Origin of the sequence: Cystobacter fuscus, assembly GCF_044360685.1 — a bacterium.
Classification (GTDB): Bacteria; Myxococcota; Myxococcia; order Myxococcales; family Myxococcaceae; genus Cystobacter; species Cystobacter fuscus_C.
The window spans coordinates 6,037,021-6,055,939 of record NZ_CP043491.1 but is presented as its reverse complement, the minus strand read 5'-3'; the positions used below and the strand labels follow the sequence as shown (position 1 = coordinate 6,055,939).

The following is an 18,919-nucleotide window of genomic DNA, read 5'->3' as shown; positions in this document are numbered from 1 at the left end:
CGATATGGAACGGTTGTGAGCCGGGCCGGTGTCCGTTTTCTGTCTGTCTTCACGGCGGGGCCGCGGGCGGAGTCCGTCCGTGCAATCGCTCACAGGCGGTGGTGGCCTCCTGGGCCTGAGCCGGGAGATCTCCCAGGTGGTTCTGCCGCTCCCAGGGCGTCAGGCAGGCCGAGCTGGCCGCGTGGAGCCGCTCCTGGAGTCTGTCGATGGGCAGGGGCTCGCGCGGACGCCAGAGGCGGGCGGTCCCATCCGTGGATCCGGTGAGCAGCCGCACCTGGTCTCCGCGCGGGTTGAACGCGGCCGACGTCACCTCACCCTCGTGCGCGGCGAGGACGAGGTACGGCTCCTTCGTGTCGCTGGCGAGCCAGAGGCGGGCACGCGCGTCCGCGCACGTGGTGATGAACCGGTTCCCCTCCGGGCTCCAGGCGGCCCAGGTCACCGGAGCCTCGTGCCGGGCGACGGCGCGGACGCCCCGCACCTTGCCGCCCTCGATGAGCCAGATGCGCGCCGTGCCGTCCTGCGAGGCGGTGAGCACCTGCGTCGGATCCTTCGGGTGGAAGGCCGCCGAGAGCACCCAGTCGTCATGCCCGTAGAGCGTGGCGAGCAGCTTGCCCTCCGCGCTCCAGATGCGCGCCGTGCCGTCCTGCGAGGCGGTGAGCAGCCGGCGGCCATCCGCGCTGAAGGACACGGAGCGGACCTGGTCACCATGGCCCTCGAGCGCAATGGCGGGCCGCGAGCCGTCCACGCTCAGGATGCGGGTGTCGCGGGGGCTCGAGGCGAGCGCCACCTGCTGTCCGTCCGGGCTGAACGCGGCGCCGAAGATCGGCTCCTGCTGTGACAGGCGGCCGGACTCGCGCCCGTCCGAGGGCCACAGGCGCGCCGTCCCGTCCAGCGAGGCCGTCAACAGCCACTGTCCGTCCGGGCTGAAGACCACCGAGCGCACGTCCCGCGTATGTCCTCGCAGGACGCGCAGGAGCCTGCCGTCCTCCGACCAGAGGCGCACCGCTCCCTCCTGCGAGGCCGTGGCCATCGTGCCCTCCGGGCTGAAGGCGACGGACCAGACGAAGCCGCCGTGCTCGTTGAGCGGCAGCGAGTCCCTCGGGGTGTCCAGTCTCCACACGCGCGCGGTGGCGTCGATCGAGCCCGTGACGGCCTGCTTTCCGTCCGGACCGAAGGCGCCCCACAGCACGGTGGAGCGGTGCCCGCGGAGGATTCTCGGGGGCTCGGCCTCCTGGGTGGACCACAGCCGCGCCGTGGTGTCTGAGGAGACGGTGAGGAGCCACTCTCCCAGCGGACCGCCGAACGTGGCCATGCGGACGGGGCCTTGGTGGCCGCGCAGCACCCGGGGCTCGCCTTGCCCATCCGCTCGCCAGAGCCGCGCGGTTTCATCCAGGGACGCCGTCACCACCCATTGCCCATCCGGGCTGAAGCGCGCGGTGGTGAGCTCCCCCTGGTGCCCCTTCAACTGCACGGGGCCTTCCGCGCCCGAGATGGGCCAGATGCGCGCGATGCCGTCCCGGGCGATCGTCAGCACGCGCGTTCCCTCGGGATCGAACGTGGCGGAGGTGACGGGGGCGGGGTGGGGCAGCTCGCGAGGGTTGTCCGGCGCATCCAGGGACAGGAGGCGCGCCGTCCCATCCTGGGAGGCGGTGACCAGCTTCTTGCCATCCGGGCTGAAGGCCACGGTGTGCACGGGGCCCTGGTGCCTCAGGACGCGCGGCTCGTCCGACGTCTCCAGCGACCACACCCGCGCGAGCCCATCCCGCGAGGCCGTGGCGATCCACCTCCCGTCCGGGCTGAAGGTGCCCCACTGCACCACGCCCCGGTGGGTGAACACCCGCAGTAGGTGCCCGTCGGACGTCCGCCACAGCCGCGCCGTCCCATCATGCGAGGAGGTGAGGACGCTTGAGCCGTCCGCGGGGTTGAAGGTGGCGTGGTAGAGCGGCCCCTCGTGGCCCGCGAGCACGAGGGCGTCCCCCTCGCCATCCGTCCTCCAGAGCCGCGCCGTGCCATCCCGCGAGGCCGTCACCACGCGCTGTCCGTCCGGGCTGATGTCGACGTGCACCACGGCCTCCTGGTGGCCCCGCAGCAGCGCCCGGCTCAGGGGTTGTTGGAGGACCTCGGTCACGTCCTGCGCCCAGCCCTGGAGCCGCGCGGGCTCGCGAATCTCACGCAACATGAGCAGCGCCAGCGTGGGGTTCTCGTGCAGCATCGTCCGGGCCACGCCCAGCCGGATGAGATCACTCGCGCGCAGGGCGTAGTGCTGCGCCTCCCGCCGCTCGCGCTGCTCCCGCGCCTCGTGCTGCTTCGCGTTCCACGCCAGCCCCGCCATCACCGCGGCCACCGCGATGGCCGCCATGAGCAGTCGCACTAGGCGCTGGCGCGCGGCCCGGTTGCGGGACTCGGTCCGGGCCACGCTGGCCTCGAGGAGTTGGAGCACGTCCTCGCCCGGATCCTCGCTGTAGCGCTCCAGGACGTCCTGCGCGTACCCCAACCGGCTGCCGGAGAGCAGGTAGGGCACCCCGCCATCCGGATCCTCACGGTGTTCCAGCCACGTGCGTGCCCAGGCGCGCAGTTCCCGGAAGTGCTGGAGGCGCTCGCGGTCCGCCCGCGCCCACTCCGCGAGCACGGGCCACGTGCGCAGCAGCGACTCATGGGAGAGCTGCAACCACTCCTCGCCCGTCTCGTCCTCGTCCCGCGTCAGCAGCCGGGCGGTGAGCAGCGTGCCCAGCACCCGATCGAAGCCGCCCCGGGCCTCCTCGAGCGTGGGGCGCACCTGCTCGAGCCGCACCCGTCTGCGCGTGCCCGGCGAGGGGCCGTACTGGAAGTCCACCAGCTCCACCAGCAGCCCGCGCGCCTGGCGCTGCTCCTCGGGGGACAACGCCGCGTAGAGACGCTCGGCCGCGCGTGTCAGTGCCCCGGCCACTCCGCCAATGGCCGCGTACGCGCGGTGGGTGAGGTGCTGGCCCTCGCGCTCCTCCCAGAGCTGGTCCAGCGCGTACTGCAGGAGCGGCAGCGAGCCGGGCTCCTGGCCCACGTCCTGGAGGAGTCTGTCCACCAGGCCGGGCTCGAAGCTCAGCCCCACCTTGTGCGCGGGTCCCTCGATGGCCGCGCGCAACTGCTCGCCCTGCAACTCGGTGACGAAGAGGCGGTGGGCGTCCGAGTACATCACCGCGTCCAGGCGTGTTCCTTCCTCGTCCACCACCAGCTCGCCGCACCGCCCGAGATAGTCCACCCGCAGCGTGGCGAGCACCACCACCCGCCGCTCCGGGTCTCGCGAGAGGCTCCAGAGGGCGGTGGCGAAGGCGCGCCGCGCCTCGGGCTCCATCAGGGTGAAGAGCTCCTCGAAGGGGTCCACGAGCAGCAGTTGCCGGCGCGTCGTGGACGACTGGCGCAGCTGCTGGAGCGCCTCGGTGTGTCCCTGTCCCGGGCGGAGCACCCGGATGTCCCAGTCGGAGGCGGGGAGTTCGTCGTGCAACCCGGCGAGCGCGAGCGAGGACTTGCCGCTGCCCGATGCTCCGGCCAGCACCTGGAAGCGCGGACGCCGTCCTTCCTCGGCCTCGAGGATGCGCTGGAGGAGCTCCTGCTGGAGCCGCTCACGTCCGAAGAAGAACCGGCGATCCGCCTTCTGGAAGGGCAGCAGGCCGCGGTAGGGCCGGATCGCCACCGGGCGCGTATCACTCCCGTGCTCCGCCCGGGCGTAGAGCTGGAGCGAGACATGGTCCAGCGACGAGGTGTCGAGCGCCAGCTGCCGCCGGGCATGCCCCACCGCCTCCTCGAGCGAGCAGGGCTCGGCGAGCAGGGACTGGTAGAGGCTCTCGGTGAGCACCACGGAGCCCGGAACGGAGAGGGGGAGCCGGGAGGCCACCACCGCGGGGAGGCCCGCGCGGTGGAGCGCCTGGGCCACGCCGCCCAGGTGGTTGTCCGTCAGGCCCACGCCACTCTGGCACGCGGAGAGCACCACCAGCCGCAGTGTCTGGGTATGCGGCAGGAGGAGCTGGCGCAGGGTAGCGCCGTCCACGAGCTCGGGCTCGCCTCCCTCCCACGAGGCATTCCAGAGCAGGCCATACGTCTGTCCTCGCCGGCTGCCGTGGCACAGCACGTGGAGGATGGAAACGGGCTCGCCAGGGCGCGCCAGCGCCTCCGCGAGGGATTGGAGCGAGACGTTCGGAAGCACATCCCGCGACGGCTCGAAGGGGTATGCGCCCTGCTCGCAGGCCCGGCTCAGCGCGCGCAGGTGCGCCTTGTCCGGGACATGGCCCCCCGCCGCGGACCAGGCGTAGAGGATCCGCCCTCCGCGTGAGGTTCCGAGCGGAGGCACGCCCTGCGAGGAGGGCCACTCGTAGCGGATGAGGACACCCGGGAGCTCGGCCACGGTGCGCCCGGAGTTCCCCAAGGTCAGCAACTCCCAGGGCAGCGCATACAGTTCGGCCGCGGCGAAACGGAAGGTGAGGTGCACCGGGAGTCCCTGCTCCACGGCGGCGAGGATGTCTCGCGCCTGGGTGTCCCAGCCCACCTCTTCCAGAAAGGCCCGGAGCCGCTCTCCCAAGCGCTGCACCACGCTCCGGTCCGGCTGGAGCCGCTCCAGCTCCGCCAGGTCCGCCAGCAGCGCCGGCTCCCACGAGAGCGCCGCGCGCGCGTAGCTGCCATTGGCCCGGCGCAGCAGGTAGTCCTGGGGCACCCGCCGGAAGTGGAAGGGATCCTCCGCTTGCTGGCCGCGCACCAGCTCGAGGAGCAGCTCGAAGGGGACGGGTTTGCGGTTCGCTGGAGAAGTCATCGCCGGGGATCGGAGTGTGTCTGGACGGCCTGGCCCTCCTGGCGCACGAGTTCGCCGTGCGAGTCGTAGACGGAGCTGGCCAGCTCGAGGAATTGGAACGGAATCTTCAGGTCGAGCTGGCGCGCTCTCCGGAAGTGGATGGCCAGGTCTGGCGGGGAGATGACGCCCATGGGCAGCCGCGACGCCGGGAGCCTCGCGTTCAGGATGTCCAGCACGTAGAGGGCGCTGAGCTGCCCGGCGCTCTTGAAGGGCACGCCGATGGACATCACCGCGCTGGCATCTCCCTCGCGCACCACCTCGCGCACCGAGCCGAGCACCGGGATGTTGTCGGAGAGCCGGTCGATGTGTTCCAGCTCGTCGTACGCGGCCGAGGAGGTGGTGAGCCAGAAGAGGCTGTGCCGTGCCCCTGGATCGATCTGCCGCATCGCGCGAGCCATCCGGGGCATCTGCTCGGCGAGGATCTTCCCCGCGGTGGGCTTGCCGTCCACGGCCAGCTCCAGCAGCAGGAAGCCATCCCGCGCCGCCAGCCGGCGCATGGCCTCCGCCTCGACCTCGACGGTGCTCTGGTTGAGGCGGTCGTACACCACCGTCATCACCTTCAAGGGGCCCAGCAGCTCCTGGAGGTAATGCAGCTGCACGTCCGGCGAGATGGACAGCGAGACGAAGGCCATGTTCGCCGGCCTCGCTTGCTGGGAGGCGCCCTCCTCGAAGCCGAGCCACAACTCCGGATCCTTGCTGAGGGCCACCACCGGCGTGGGCTGGTTGCCAAAGCGGTTGTAGAGGAACCGCGTCGCGTCCGAGCCCATGGCGATGATCAGATCGAACTGCCCCGAGTCCGCCAGGGCCAGCATCCGCTCGTGCTCCTCGTGGCTCTTGTCGAGCTTGTAGAGCGTGAGCTCCACCCGGAAGTGCCGGTCCCGGAAGACGGGCAGCATGCCCTCGAGGATCCAGTTGAGACTGCTCTGCGCCACCGTGAGCAGGACGAGCACCTCGCGTGTCTGGGTAGCGGAATCCGCGGGGGAGTCCGGCGAGATGCGGATCCGCTCCGCCGACGCCTCCACCTTCCAGCCCCGGCGCGCCTCGGCGGGCAGGGAGATCCACGTGGAAAGGTCCTCGGTCTGCGCATGACCCGCACCGGGTACCGCCAGGAGCAGCAGCAGGCCCAGCAGCCACCTCACGCCTCGAGCACGACTCAGTTCTTCACACATGACGCACCTCGTGTCCGCGCGGGCTCCGGCTCGTCCAGGAGAAGCAGGCGCCGAGCAGGAGCGCCATGACGCCAAGCCCGCCGAGGGCCTGGGACGGCTCGGGCTGGACGAGCAGCAGGGCGCTGACGAGCAGGGGGCCCAGGCTCTTGCCGAGAGCGCCGATGAAACGGTTGAGGGAGAGCGAGGCCCGCTTCGCGGAGACTCCGTCCTGGACGCTGACGAGGTAGTCCTCGAGGGGCGCGTGGATGAGGCCCTGGGAGAGCCCCAGCAGCGCCACGGCGAGAGCGGCCAGGGTCTCCGGGCTCACCCACGCCCCGAGCGCGTTCACGGCTCCGAGCGCCAGCAACCCCAGGCCGCTGCCCGCCATGCCGCCCTGCAGCAGCCTCCGCGTCCAGCCGCTCCCACGGGGCAAGGCGGTGAGGAGCTGGTTCGAGAGCAGCACGCCCAGCGCGTGGAGCGCGAGAAGGTGGCCGATCCGGTCCGGGTCGTATCCCTTGTTCGCCAGCAGCAGGGGCACCGCGAAGCAGATGGCGCCACCGCGGATCAGCATCGTGGGGAGCCCGACGAACAGCGTCGCCTGGTGGTGCGCCCACGCCCTCCACGTCCGAGCCACGCTGGGCACGCGCACGAGACTGGCGCGGCGGAGCAGGGGAGTGGTGGGCTTCTCCAGGGCCTCGAGCGGTGGCAGGAGCGTCAGCGCATACGCCAGCGCGATCAGGCCGCAGGCGCCGCCGAGCAGGAAGACCTCGCGCGAGCCCAGGTGCGTGGCCAGCAGCGCGCCGATCGCCGTGCCGCAGAACAGGCCGCCGTATTGTGCCGGGTTCAACAGGGAGGTGCCTCGCGGCGGATGTTCCGGACGGAAGGCCGCGACGAGGTAGGCCTGCGTCGCGCCGGCGAGCACCCCCTGTCCGAGCCCCGAGAGGCAGCGCAGCAGCAGGAGCAGCCGGAGATCTCCCGTCAGCGCCATCAGGAACACGGGGACGGAGGACAGCCCCAGGGCGGCGACCAGCAAGCGCTTGAGTCCCGCGCCCCGGGCGTAGTGCTCGGTGGGCAGGGTCGCGAGCGCATAGGTGCCCCAGAAGGCGATGGTGAGCAGCGCGGCGCTCCCGGGCGGCAGGCCTTGCCGGGCACCGAGCGACTCGACGTACCCGGAGAGGAAGGTGAGCTGGAGCCCCTCGAGGAAGCACCCGAAGAAGGCGAGGGGACGGAGCCGGGCCACGGCGCGGTGCTCGAAACCCACCTGCCTCGCGCCGGGCCGTGGCAGGGCCGTGAGCGCGTTCAGGAGGAGCAGTCCCAACAGGCCCAGGGAGACGAAGAGGAGGAGGAAGTTGCGGCAGCTCCGCCAGAGCCGGACGTGGAGCGCGCCCGTCGCCGCGCTGACCTCCAGGCGGACGGGGGTGTTCCAGGGACCGTCCGTCAGCTCCAGGTCGATGGCGTAGTCGAAGCGCTCCCGCGCGGACTCCCGGCGCGCGCCGCTCTGGCTCGCGTCGGTGTGGATGAGGACGCGCTCGTCCGCGATGAGCGCGAGCGAGCCGAGATCTCCATTGGAGCGTTGGTACTCCCGCAGGAGCGTGTCGAGCCCCCGGACATCGGCGAGCGTGAGGCCCAGTCGCGCCGCCTCGTTCAGCCGCCGCGCGAGCGAGTGGGCCCGGCTGCTCGTCCCCTGCCGGAGCCCCTCGGAGTAGATGTCCGCTAGCGCCAGGGTGGTGACGAGCGCCATGCCCAGGAAGCTGACGCCCAGGAACAGGCCGAGCCAGCGCCGGGCGCGCCTCAGCCACAGCCGCTGGGTGGCGTAGAGGATGACGCCCTGGAGCAGGATGCAGGCCCCGAGCAGCGTGAAGAGGGGCTGGAAGCGCTGCTCCACCCGCTGGGTCACCACCTCTCGGGGCAACACCAACTCCAGGTGACCCACCGTCTCGAAGCGGTCCTCGAGCGGGAGCCTCACGTGGAACGAGCGCGCATCCTCCAGGATCTCGATGCGCTTGTTGGAGAAGATGGGCGCACGGTCCTCCACTGGCTGGCGGGAAGGGGGCTCGGAGAAGAGGAGATTGCCCCGCGCATCGATGATGCGGATCCGCTCCAGGGCGGGATCGGCTTCGCGCAGCGCGCGGGCGAGGTTCGTGAAGCCCGTGAACTGCTCCAGGGCCACGCCCACGCGCAGCAGCATCTCCACGGGTCCCTTGATGATGGCGCCCTGGGCCGCGAGCCGCTCGAACTGGAGGCGGGCATAACCCCGGCAGGCCTCGTGGAACCCCACGTAGACGACTCCCCCCAGCGAGACGGACAACACCAACAGGATGGAGCCGAGTCGGGCCAGGCGCAGCCAGCGCCCGGGCCAGGGTGGATGAGCAGACATGTCCGGAGGACGGCTCCGCGGTCCTCCATGTGAAGCCTTTCAGGAATTTCACAACGGTGCGCGTGGCCGCGTCGTCCAAGCATGAACGAACCCCGCGGGCGCTCCCTCTGCTCCATATTTGTCTTTGTCATCCTGTTGCTCCAGGCGCGGCCCGCCTGGGCGGACGCATCCGCTCCGCCCGAGTCCGGCCAACCACCGGAGTCCGCTCCGAAAGCGCAGGCCCCGAGTGGCGCCACCGTCCTCCAGAGCCGTGACGGCCGGGACTCCTTGAAGCTGGGCATGAGCGTCCAGGCGGATCTGCGCCTTCCCCAGTCCGGCTCCGGACTCGAGAGCACGTTCCTGGTGCGTCGCGCCCGGCTCGGGCTCACCGGCACACTGGCCTCGGCCGTCGACGCGCGGCTCATCGCCGACTTCGGTCAGGGCTCCACCCCCATCTTCCAGGATGCGTGGCTCGATCTGCGCTTCACCTCCTGGCTGCGGCTCCGGGCCGGGCGGCTCAAGGTGCCGGTGGGCTACGAGTGGCTCGAGACGTCCTCCAACTACCTGGACTTCGTCGAGCAGTCGCTCGTCTACTCGCTGCTGCTGCCCCGATACGACAACGGGGTGGCCCTCCATGGTGAGTTCGCGGACCAGCGCGCGGAGTACTGGCTGGGTCTCTTCAACGAGGCCAGCGGCAAGGTGCGTGATGAGGACAGCGGCAAGATGGTGGCCGGCCGTCTCGCCGTGTCCCCGGTGGAGGGCGTCTCGTTCGCGGTGAGCGGCACCCACGCACTGGGCGACAACCTGCCCGAGGAGGTGCGCAAGACGCTGCCCACCGGCCTTGCCATCCTGGCCGACCAGGACACCCTGAAGTACGCGGGGGGCACCACGGGTCTGTACGTGGTTCCGCCCGAGTGGCGCCTGGCCGCCGAGGCCATCTCCTACCTGGGGCCCACCTCGCTCAAGGTGGAGTACTCCCGGCTCCACTCCCCCGCGCGTGACGGCTGGCTCCGCGCCTCCGATGTCGGCGAGGACGACAAGCGCGTCCAGTTGCCGGGGCTTCGCTCGCAGGCGGTGTACGCCTCGGGGACCGTGGTGCTGACGGGGGAGAAGCGGACGGACAAGGGCGTGGCTCCCGCGCGGCCCTTCGATCCCGCCGCTGGCCACCTTGGGGCGGGCGCCTGGGAACTCACCGCGCGCTACGGCTTCGCCCAGCTGCGCTTCGAGCGCGGCCAGACGGAGCAGGACGTGCCCGCGGAGCAGCACATCCACGAGCTGACGGCCGGTCTCAACTGGTACCTCAACTCCTCGACGCGGTTCATGTTCAACGTCAGCCGCTACTCGTTCCTCCGCGACAAGCCTCCCTTCCACGAAGTCCTGATGCGGGTCCAGTGGACCTTCTGAGGCGGGAGCCCGGGGATATGAGTCTCTTCTTCAAGCTGGGCGCCGCGATCGCCGCCATCCTGTGTTTCTCCATTGCCCTGGTCGTCGTCCTCAACTTCGCCAAGTTCGAAAGGACGCTCGTCGAGCTGCAACAGTCCCGGTTGCGCGTGCTCGCGCTGGATGCGAAGGCCTCCACCGAGGCCGCCATCGACCTGGGCCTGGCACTGCCCTCGCTGCGGGACGCGCAGCGGATCATCTCCCAGGTCTCCGCCATGGATCCGGACATCCAGGGCGTGGTCATCCTCGATCATCAGGGCAACGTGCTGTTCCAGAGTGGCCTGCACGCCACCACCCACCTGCCGGGCTCGGCGAGGGGGCGGGCGGCGTGGTTCGAGGAGGCGGGGCGGGCGCGCGGTGGCGCCTGGAGCCACACGAACGCCAGCGCCCTGATGGTGGGCGCGCCGATCCTCAATCCCTTCAACCAGCCCGTGGGGCTGCTGTTGATTGCCTATGATCGCCGCGCCATCGACGAGCGGGCGCGCGAGTTCCTGTACACGTTCGCCCGGCAGGCGCTGTGGCCCCTCGCCGGTGGTTTCGCGCTCGTCTGCGCGCTGATGCTGGTGTTGCTCAAGCCGCTGGGCCAGCGGTTCCAGGAGCTGGAGACGGCGCTGCGCCGCACCGGGGATCCCGCGCACGCGGCTCCGGCCGACGAGAAGCTGCGTGCGTTCCAGCACCAATACCAGGAAGCCTCCGCGGCCCTGTCCCGGGCCGAGAAGTCGGTGGAGGGCTCATGACTCCGACCGGTGATGGGCCCCTGTCACGGGGCCGTATCTGGCAGGTCAGCCTGCTCTCGTCCCTGCTCATCGTGGCGACGTTGGTGGTCGCCTCCTACCAGGCCTCGCGCCTCTTCGATGCGTCGCTCCGCCCCGATCTGCGCTCGAAGGCGGAGACGCTCGCGGAGACGGTCGCCCTGCAGTTCCGCCGGGCCGCGAACCTGGGCATTCCCTTGTCGCGGCTGCGCGCGGTGGACGAGTTCCTCGACGACGCGACGGCCGGTCACGAGGAGATCCGCTACATCGGCTTCGCCTCGCCGGAGGGCCGTCTGTTGTTCGCCTCCAGCGTGTTGAAGCAACAGACGCCGGGCTTCTTCGATCAGGTGGGGGTGGCCCACTCGGAGGAGGAGGAGCACGGTCTGGCGCGCCTGGAGGGCGTGTTGGACCTCGCCTATCCCATCGTCACCCAGGGCCGCCTCGTCGGCCGGCTCCACCTCGGAATCGACGCCACGTATGTCGAGCACCGGCTCCAGGAGATCCACACCGACATCCTCATCACCCTGCTCGTCGCGGCGCTGGTCACCATCGAGGTCCTGATGGCGTTGATGGGGTTGCTCGTCGCCCGGCCGCTGCGGCTGCTCCACCGGCTGTTGGAGCTCGGCGGCACGGGGGACTTCACGAGGCAGGTCCGCACGAGGCTGCATGACGAGGCCACGCGGGCCCTGGCCGCGGCGGGGCGGCTGGTGCGGGCCCTGAATGTCCGCCATGCCGCGCTGCTCGAGCGCGCCGGGCGGGACCGGCTCGCCGGCCGTCTGGGCCAGGCCGCGGAGGAGTCGCTCGCGTCGCTCGGGCAGCGGTTCCGTTTCGGCAAACCGGGGACACCCGCGCCGCTGGAAGAGCCCGAGACGGGCGACCTGCGGCTTCCGCTCTTCGTCTACCTCTTCGGCTCCGAGCTCTCGCGCTCGTTCTGGCCGCTCTACGTCAAACGGCTCTACCAGCCCGTGCCGTTCCTCTCCGAGAGCTTCATGGTGGCCCTGCCCATGTCGCTGTGGGTCACCGCCATGGTGCTGTTCACGCCCATGGCCGGAAGGCTCCTGGGAGCGCGGGGCAGCCGCACGGCGATGCTGATAGGGATGGTGCCGAGCTGCATCGGCCTGGCGATGACGGGACTGTCCTCGAGCCTGCTCCAGCTCTTCTTCTGGCGGGTCGTCACCGCCGCGGGCTACGGCATCGTGACGGCGACCGCGCTGCTCCACGTGGCGCGGACGGCGAAGCAGGGACACAGCGCCCGGAGCATGGGCATGTTCGTGGGCGCCTCGACGGCCGCCAGCGTCTGCGGCACGGCCATCGGAGGCATCCTCGCGGATCGCCTCGGCTACGGAGAGACCTTCCTGGTCGCGGCCGGGCTGGTGTGCCTCGCCATGCTGCTGGTGGGGCTGCTGACGCCGGACACGGGGCCGAACTCCTCGCGAGACGTCCAGGGGCGTTCGGCGTCGGCCTACCTCGGCGTCCTGCGGCGGGGCCGGGTCCTGCTGTTCATCCTGTTGGCGGCCATGCCCACGCGCCTGGTGCTGACCGGGTTCCTCTTCTACCTGACGCCCCTGCGCCTGCACGAGCTGGGCTTCAGCGAGGCCGCCATCGGCCGGCTGATGATGGGCTACTTCATCTCCACGGTGTTCGCCACGCCGGTGGTGTCCCTGCTGACCGACCGCTATGGCTGGCATCGGGCGCTGATGCTGCTGGGCGGCCTGTGCTCCGGCGTGGGTGTGTTGTTGTTCGCCGCGGCCGGGGGCACCTGGTTGCTGATCACCGCGGTGTTGCTGGTGGGGCTCGGCCAGGCGCTCGCGGCCACGCCGATGCTGGCCTGTGTGCCACCGCTCTTCGCCGAGGAGTGCGCCGGGTTCGGGCTCGACACGTTGTTGTCCGTGTTCCGCATCATCGAGCGGGTGGGCAGCCTCGCCGGCCCGCTGCTCGCCGCCGCGCTGCTGGGTGCCAGTGGGTTCGTGCGGAGCACCCACCTCATCGGCACCGGAACGCTCGTGCTCACCGCTGGACTGGCCGCCTACTTCTTCTTCCGTTCCCTTTCCACGTCTTCCCCTACACCGAGAACTCCATGACGTACCCTGTCCGAAACCTGTTGAAGCTGACGGATGCTCAGCGCGAAAGCCTGAATGTGCTGTTCCTGGCGCAGTACGCGCCGGAGCCCGGCTCTCTCCGTCCCGAGATGCACCCGGAGCATGGCGTGCTCCCGCGCTACAACCACGAGCTCTTCCATGTGCTGGCCGGGCTCGGGCTGCGCTGCACGCCCTGCCGCGAGCTGGAGACGCTCGTGCGGAGCGCACGCGGCCACAACTACGTGTTCACCCTGCTCAACCGCGCGCCGTTCCGCAATTCGGAGGTCTTCACCTCGGCGGTCTGTGAGTGGTTGGGTGTGCCCTACCTCGGGGCGCCGCCGAACGTGCGCGCCCTGGCGGAGGACAAGCACCACACCAAGCTGATGGCCCGGTCGCTGGGGATTCCGACGGCCCCGTGGATCGTCTGTCCGGCGGATGGGCCGCTGCCTTCCGCGCCCGGCTTCCCCGGGCCCTGGTTCGTCAAGCCGAGGTTCGGGGCCGCGTCCGTGGGCATCTCGCAGGACTGCATCCAGGAGACGGAGGCGGGGCTGCACGCGCGCCTGCGCGCCTTCCAGGACGAGGGCCAGGCGTGCCTCGTCGAGACCTTCATTCCGGGCGTGGACTTCACGGTGCCCGTGCTCGGCGGGGCGGAGCCGATCCTCCTGGGCGTGGCCGAGGAGATCTCCGCGATCCCCCAAGGGATCGTGACCCACCGGCAGAAGCGCTTGCTGGATGGAGGGCGCGAGCGCCGGCTCCTGGCTCCGGGGCCGCTGGCGGAGCAGCTCCGGGAGCAGTCCTCGCGGCTGTGCGCGGCGGTGAAGGAGTTCGACTACCTGCGCATCGACTTCCGCCTGCACCGGGAGACGGGCGAGCTCTTCCTGCTGGAGTTCAACATCGGATGCAACCTGGGCAGCCATGCGGCGGTGATGTTCACGGCACGCCAGGCCGGGTTCGAGCAGCAGGAGGTGGTCGAGCACATCCTCCGTCACAGCCTGGACCGGCAGCAGCGGCGGTGGTCGCTCGTGTCCGAGGGCCAGTCCGGGGGAGATGCGCGATGAGCCGCTCGAGGCTTCATGGGATGCTGGCCCTGGCCGTGGCCGTGCTGCTGGGGGGTGCGCCCGCCGCGTCCGAGCCGTACCGCGTCTTCATGGTGCTGCATCGGTCCGGGACGGAGACGGACCAGGGCTTCAAGGACTACCTGTTCAGCGCCGGGTTGGACGTGGAGTTCACCGTGCGCAACATCGATGGCGACGCCACGAAGCTGCCGGCGATCATCGAGGAGATCCGCGCGCGGCGTCCGGATCTCGTCTACGCCCAGAGCACGCTCGTGACCGAGGGCATCGTCGGCCGGCTGGGAGAGGTGGACCCGGCCCGGCACATCACCGACCTCCCCGTGGTGTTCTCCATGGTGTCGGATCCGCTCAGCGCGGGCCTGGCCTCGTCGCTGGAGAGCTCCGGACGCAACCTCACGGGCGCCGTGCACGTGGCCTCGCTGCCGGTGCAGCTCAAGGCCATGCAGTCCTTCATGCCGCTCAAGCGGTTGGGGCTCGCGTACAACCCCTCCGAGCTCTCTCAACGCATCATGTTCGAGAAGCTCTCGCAGCTCACCGCCCAGGCGGGCATCGAGCTGGTCGCGGCCCATCCGCTCGACCCGGACGGGAAACCGGACCCCGCGCGGCTCACCGCGATGATGGCGAAGCTGGCCGCGCACAAGCCGGACCTCGTGTACGTGCCCCCGGTGAACTTCTTCGCGCCGTACAGCAAGTTCTTGATGGACGAGGCGATCCAGCGCGGGTTGCCGACCTTCTGCGCCATCCAGGTGCAATTGGACACGGGTGGCATGATGGGCCTGGTGGCGCCCTTCTACAACGTGGGGAGCCTCGCCGGTTACAAGGCCACGCAGATCCTCCGGGACCGCCGGGCCCCCTCGGAGATTCCCATCGAGACGCTGTCGCGCTTCTCCTTCGAGGTGGACATGCCCACCGTGCACGCGCTCGGCCTGTATCCGCCCATGCACATCCTGCGGTACGCCCGAATGCGGGAGCGGTAGCACGGCGGACCGCCCCAGCCCGGGGCCCGCCTAGGGAGCCGCCTGCCCCCGCGCACGCAGGAACTCGCGCACGCTGGGCGCATGGCGCGCCTCCGAGTCCACGCACAGCGAGATGGACTCGAGCGCGCGGGCGAGCGCGCGCGGTCCTCCCTCGATGCGCTTCACCCGTGGGCCAAGCAGCGCCTCGGCCTCCGCGCGCTGGGCGGGGTCGCAGAGCACGCCCACGTCCTCGATGAGTTGGCCGAGCTCGTCGGAGCGCATCCGCTCCGCGAGGCCGTCGAAGTTCTCGCGGTAGAAGGCCCACGCCTGCGCCCGCGATTCCGCGCCGTGGAGGGCCGTGCTCAGGATCTCCACGGTCTCGCGCACGTCGAACTCGCTTCCGGCCACCAGGCCCAGCGCCTCGCCCAGCAGCGCCCGATCCTCGAAGGAGCCGAGCACGGTGAGCAGCATCGAGCGCTCGCGGCGGTCCTTCGCGCCGCGCGCCTGCGTGAGCAGCGTGTCGAACAGCGCCCGGTCGCCTTGCTTCGCGGCGATCCGCAGCGCCACCCGGGCCACGTCCTCCTTCACCGCGTCGCGGTCCGCGAGCCACGCCCGGCCCAGCCGCGCGGCCTCCCGGCTCAGCGCGGGGTCCTCGCCCATGCCCGCCGCCAGCGACAACAGCAGCAAGCGCAGCAGCTGCTGGCTCTCGTCCTCACCGGGCCTGGCCACCCATCCGAGCGTCCGGGCCCGCGGTGCATACAGGCCGCGGATCCACGCCCGGTAGCGGGCGCGGTCCTCCTCGGAGAGCCGATCCACCCGCACGCCCCCGAGCAGTTGCATACCGCGCTCCACGACGAGCCGGCTCGGGTCCTTCGCCGTGGCGGGAACGGCGCGCAGCGCCTCTCCCCTGAGCAGGTCCCCACGCGAGACACTCGCCCGCACGTCGGCGAGCAGCGCGAGCCGCTCGTCCTCGCTCAGCGTCCCCACGGGAGCCCCGAGCAGGGCGTCCAACTGCGGGCGCGCGTATCCGGAGTGGTAGTAGCCGCGGCCATCCGCGTTGAGCAGCACCCAGCGCGGGCAGCCGGGCGCCTTCAGCTCCAGCTCGCCCTCGGCCCGCGTGAGCAGCGTGCAGCCGCGCTCGGCCTGGCTTCCGGTACCAGCGCGCACGCACACCGGCACCGCCCACGTCTGACCTTGCTCTCCCTGGGAGCCGGCGGGCCAGAAGCGCTCCTGGCGCAGCCGCAGCCGCGCGGGGGTGCCGGGCTGGCACTGAAGCTCCCCCTGGATGCGTGGGACGCCGGGTTGATCCACGAAGCTCTTGAAGACACGCGCGGCGTCCGCTCCGGCGACCTCGCCCAGCGTCCGCAGGAAGTCGTCCGAGGTGGCCGTCTTCCAGGCGTGGGTGCGCACGTGCTGGCGCATCACGTCTCGCACGCGCTCCTCGCCGAGCCACGGCTCCAGCATGCCCAGCACGGCGGAGCCCTTGTAGTAGGTGGTTCCGTTGTCAAACGCGCCAATGATGTCGTCGTTGCTCGCCACCGGCTTGCGCACCGGGGGTGTGTTCACGAGCGAGTCCGTGTCCATCGCGAACGCGAGCGCATCCGCGCTGAACTCGCGGCCCAGTCCCCAGGAGGGCGCGAAGCCGTCCATCGTCTTGCGATCGAGCCAACTGGTGAAGGACTCGTTGAGCCACACGTCGTCCCACCAGCGGCAGGTGACGACGTCGCCGAACCAGTAGTGACCCAGCTCGTGCCCGAGGATGGTGGCGTAGCGCTGGCGCCGCTCGAGCGTCTCCTGGCCGGGCGTGATGAGCGTGAGGGGCTGGCCCATGGCGACGATGCCCGGATGCTCCATGGTGCCCCAGAAACGCGGCACCACGGCGACGTCCAGCTTCTCGAAGGGGTAGGGCTGGTCGAAGAAGTCCTCCAGCACCGCGACGATGCGCGGCGTGACGCTCGCGGCATACGCGGTCTCCGGCCCGCGCCCCCTGGGCACGATGAAGCGCAGCGGCACCGGCGTGCGGCCCACCGTGCCGGCCTCCACCACGTCGAAGGGCCCCACCATGAAGGCGACGAGGTAGCTCGGCATGGGCTTGCTCTCGGCGAAGGTGACGCGCTTGAGGCCGCCGGGCAGCGGCTCCTCGCGCACGGTCGGCGCGTTCGCCGCCGCCACGTGCGACTCCTTCACCGTGAAGGTGAGCTGCCACGGCACCTTGAAGGTGGGCTCATCGAAGCAGGGGAAGGCGCGGCGCGCGTCGAGGGGCTCGAAGAAGGTGTAGAGGTACGGCTCGCCGGCCTCCGTCTCCCCGTACAACCCCTGGCTGCGCGTGCGCTCCACCCGCCCGGTGAAGCGCAGCACCAGCCGCGCTCGTCCCGCGGGGAGCTCCTCGGGGAGCAGCAGCCCAAGGCGCCCCGTGTCGGCGGTGGTGAGGCGGGCCTCGAAGCCGTGGCCTTCGCGCTCCACGCGCGCCGAGGAGACCTCCACGTCCTGCGCGTGCAGCCACACCTGGCGCACTGGCGCCCGCACCTCCACGTCGATGCTCACGGTGCCAGGGTACGTCGCCTCCTGGGGCAGCAGGGTGAGCTCCAGCGCGTAGCGCACCGGCCGCACCGTGTCCGGGAGTCTCAGCGCGGGCGGCGCGGGCTCGGGATACGCAGCGGTCGCCGGGGCGGGAGCGGAGCCCGCGGGTGCGGCCGGAGGTGCATGGGAGCAGTGCAGCAGAGCGAGGGCGAGGAGCAGCAGCGGGAGTCGACGCATCCCGCCACGCCAGCCTCCCGGGGCCGCCGTGTCAACAGCGATGGGCCGCGCGGCTCTGCGGCGCTGAGCCGCGGAGGCAACAAGGACTCAGGGGCTCACGAGAATCACCGATACCCCTGATTCCTGGCCCGGGAACTCCTCTCCCCGGGCCGCCTGCTGGAGTGCGTCATGAGTCCCCGCGTTCACGCCGTCCCCGCCTTCTTGCTCGTTGCCCTCCTCACCCGTTGCGCTCCCCCCGAGTCCGTCCCCGAGCAGGAGGAAGTCCTCCCGGTTCAAGCCACCCAGGCCCTCACGCCCGGCGGAGGGCTGCGGTTCATGACGTACAACATCAAGCACGGCGAGCTCAGCAGCCTCGAGGCCATCGCGGGCGTCATCAACGCGCAGGCGCCGGATCTCGTCGCGATCCAGGAGGTCGACGTCCTCACCGTGCGCTCGGGCAAGGTGGACCAGGCCACGCGGCTCGGCCAGCTCACCGGCATGTCCGCCGTGTTCGTCCCCTCGTTGCTCAGCTACGACTCGGGCCAGTACGGGCTGGCCCTCCTGTCGCGCTACCCCATCCGCTCCTCGCAGCGCATTGCCCTGCGCTCCGCCGCCGAGCAGCGCATCCTCGCGCTCTACACGGTGGAACTGGATGCCCAGCACCTGCTGCCCGTGGGCGTCACCCACTTCGGCACCACCGACTCCGCCGAGCGGCTCAACCAGGCCGCGGACGTCAAGGCGGCGCTCGCGGGCAAGCCCTGGGCTCTGCTCGGCGGTGACTTCAACGCCACACCCTCCGAGGCTGGCATCTCCAGTCTGATGCAGCAGTTCACCGATGCCTGGAGCCGGGGCGGCTCGGGCAGTGGCTACACCAGCTCCGCGGGCTTTCCCACGCGGCGCATCGACTACCTGCTGCTCGGCTCCGCGTGGACCTCGCCGGTGTCCGCCACCGTGCCCGGGGCGTCGTCCCAGTCGGATCACCGCCCCGTGGTGGCCACCCTCATCCTGCCGTGGAGTCAGAGCCTGCTCGGAGACCGCGTGCCGGGCACCCCCGTCCAAGCGGACACGAAGGCCGTCGAGGTCGGCGTCCGGTTCCGGAGCAATGTCGCGGGCAGCGTCACCGCGCTCCGCTTCTACCGGGGCACCGGCAATGCCAACGGCTACGTGGCGCGCCTGTGGACCCTGTCGGGAACGCTGCTGGCCCAGGTCCCGGTCCGTGACGGCCGCCTTCCCGGCTGGCAGGAAGCCACCTTGTCCTCGCCCGTGCCCATCACCGCGGGCACGACCTATGTGGTCTCCTACTACTCGTCCAATGGCCAATTCGCGCGGGACGTGGATGGGTTCGCGAGCGCGCTCGTCAGCGGCAATCTCACCGCCCCCGCTAGCGCGAGCGTGGGGGGCAATGGTGTCTACGTCTACGCCACGGGTGGGGGCTTCCCGACGAACTCGTACAAGGACACCAACTACTGGGTGGACGTCAGCTTCACCCCCGCGCCTTGAGCCAGGCGGGACACACCGGGCGGATGACCTTGGACGAGGCGCACCAGGGCTCCCGTCGCTCCCC

Annotated in this window: 10 protein-coding genes; 6 read left to right on the top strand and 4 right to left on the bottom strand. The window is 70.9% G+C overall.

Annotated features, from left to right (window positions below; genetic code table 11):
• Positions 1-49: 49 nt before the first annotated feature.
• From F0U63_RS24875 to F0U63_RS24865, 3 genes are read right to left on the bottom strand one after another with little or no spacing between them, the layout of a single operon-like run.
• Positions 50-4,777 carry a CHAT domain-containing protein gene (locus F0U63_RS24875; RefSeq protein ID WP_395833053.1) on the bottom strand — a complete coding sequence of 1,576 codons (4,728 nt, stop codon included), beginning with the start codon at positions 4,775-4,777 and terminating at the stop codon, positions 50-52.
• Positions 4,774-5,985 carry an ABC transporter substrate-binding protein gene (locus F0U63_RS24870; protein ID WP_395833051.1) on the bottom strand — a complete coding sequence of 404 codons (1,212 nt, stop codon included), beginning with the start codon at positions 5,983-5,985 and terminating at the stop codon, positions 4,774-4,776. The genes F0U63_RS24875 and F0U63_RS24870 overlap by 4 nt, the downstream gene beginning before the upstream one ends.
• Positions 5,978-8,341 carry an MFS transporter gene (locus tag F0U63_RS24865; protein WP_395833049.1) on the bottom strand — a complete coding sequence of 788 codons (2,364 nt, stop codon included), beginning with the start codon at positions 8,339-8,341 and terminating at the stop codon, positions 5,978-5,980. The genes F0U63_RS24870 and F0U63_RS24865 overlap by 8 nt, the downstream gene beginning before the upstream one ends.
• 81 nt (positions 8,342-8,422) lie before the next feature.
• Between F0U63_RS24865 and F0U63_RS24860 the strand changes: the two genes are divergently transcribed.
• The 5 genes from F0U63_RS24860 to F0U63_RS24840 are packed head-to-tail and all read left to right on the top strand — an operon-like array spanning position 8,423 to position 14,640.
• Entirely contained in the window at positions 8,423-9,724 is a 1,302-nt protein-coding gene (locus F0U63_RS24860) for an OprO/OprP family phosphate-selective porin (protein WP_395833047.1), read from the top strand.
• A gap of 17 nt (positions 9,725-9,741) precedes the next feature.
• Entirely contained in the window at positions 9,742-10,497 is a 756-nt protein-coding gene (locus F0U63_RS24855; RefSeq protein WP_395833045.1) for a cache domain-containing protein, read from the top strand.
• The gene (locus F0U63_RS24850; RefSeq protein WP_395833043.1) at positions 10,494-12,593 is read left to right on the top strand and encodes an MFS transporter; all 2,100 of its coding nucleotides are present in this window, start codon (positions 10,494-10,496) and stop codon (positions 12,591-12,593) included. The genes F0U63_RS24855 and F0U63_RS24850 overlap by 4 nt, the downstream gene beginning before the upstream one ends.
• The gene (locus F0U63_RS24845) at positions 12,590-13,648 is read left to right on the top strand and encodes a hypothetical protein (protein ID WP_395833041.1); all 1,059 of its coding nucleotides are present in this window, start codon (positions 12,590-12,592) and stop codon (positions 13,646-13,648) included. The genes F0U63_RS24850 and F0U63_RS24845 overlap by 4 nt, the downstream gene beginning before the upstream one ends.
• Positions 13,645-14,640: an ABC transporter substrate-binding protein gene (locus tag F0U63_RS24840; protein WP_395833039.1), complete on the top strand. Its 996-nt coding sequence runs from the start codon at positions 13,645-13,647 to the stop codon at positions 14,638-14,640. Before F0U63_RS24845 ends, F0U63_RS24840 begins: the two co-directional genes overlap by 4 nt.
• A gap of 30 nt (positions 14,641-14,670) precedes the next feature.
• Here the strand turns inward: F0U63_RS24840 and F0U63_RS24835 are convergent, their stop codons facing one another.
• Positions 14,671-17,376, bottom strand: coding sequence for a M1 family metallopeptidase (locus F0U63_RS24835; RefSeq protein ID WP_395833037.1), 2,706 nt, complete (start codon positions 17,374-17,376; stop codon positions 14,671-14,673).
• Positions 17,377-17,544: 168 nt separating this feature from the next.
• On the opposite strand from F0U63_RS24835, the gene F0U63_RS24830 reads away from it, so the two are divergent.
• Entirely contained in the window at positions 17,545-18,855 is a 1,311-nt protein-coding gene (locus F0U63_RS24830; RefSeq protein ID WP_395833035.1) for a DUF4082 domain-containing protein, read from the top strand.
• The last annotated feature ends 64 nt before the right edge of the window (positions 18,856-18,919 follow it).

Coding starts and splice junctions, on each gene's coding strand:
- F0U63_RS24870 (WP_395833051.1), bottom strand. CDS start 5,985: ATGTGTGAAGAACTGAGTCGTGCTCGAGGCGTGAGGTGGCTGCTGGGC.
- F0U63_RS24850 (WP_395833043.1), top strand. CDS start 10,494: ATGACTCCGACCGGTGATGGGCCCCTGTCACGGGGCCGTATCTGGCAG.
- F0U63_RS24875 (WP_395833053.1), bottom strand. CDS start 4,777: ATGACTTCTCCAGCGAACCGCAAACCCGTCCCCTTCGAGCTGCTCCTC.
- F0U63_RS24860 (WP_395833047.1), top strand. CDS start 8,423: ATGAACGAACCCCGCGGGCGCTCCCTCTGCTCCATATTTGTCTTTGTC.
- F0U63_RS24830 (WP_395833035.1), top strand. CDS start 17,545: ATGAGTCCCCGCGTTCACGCCGTCCCCGCCTTCTTGCTCGTTGCCCTC.
- F0U63_RS24845 (WP_395833041.1), top strand. CDS start 12,590: ATGACGTACCCTGTCCGAAACCTGTTGAAGCTGACGGATGCTCAGCGC.
- F0U63_RS24835 (WP_395833037.1), bottom strand. CDS start 17,376: ATGCGTCGACTCCCGCTGCTGCTCCTCGCCCTCGCTCTGCTGCACTGC.
- F0U63_RS24865 (WP_395833049.1), bottom strand. CDS start 8,341: ATGTCTGCTCATCCACCCTGGCCCGGGCGCTGGCTGCGCCTGGCCCGA.
- F0U63_RS24840 (WP_395833039.1), top strand. CDS start 13,645: ATGAGCCGCTCGAGGCTTCATGGGATGCTGGCCCTGGCCGTGGCCGTG.
- F0U63_RS24855 (WP_395833045.1), top strand. CDS start 9,742: ATGAGTCTCTTCTTCAAGCTGGGCGCCGCGATCGCCGCCATCCTGTGT.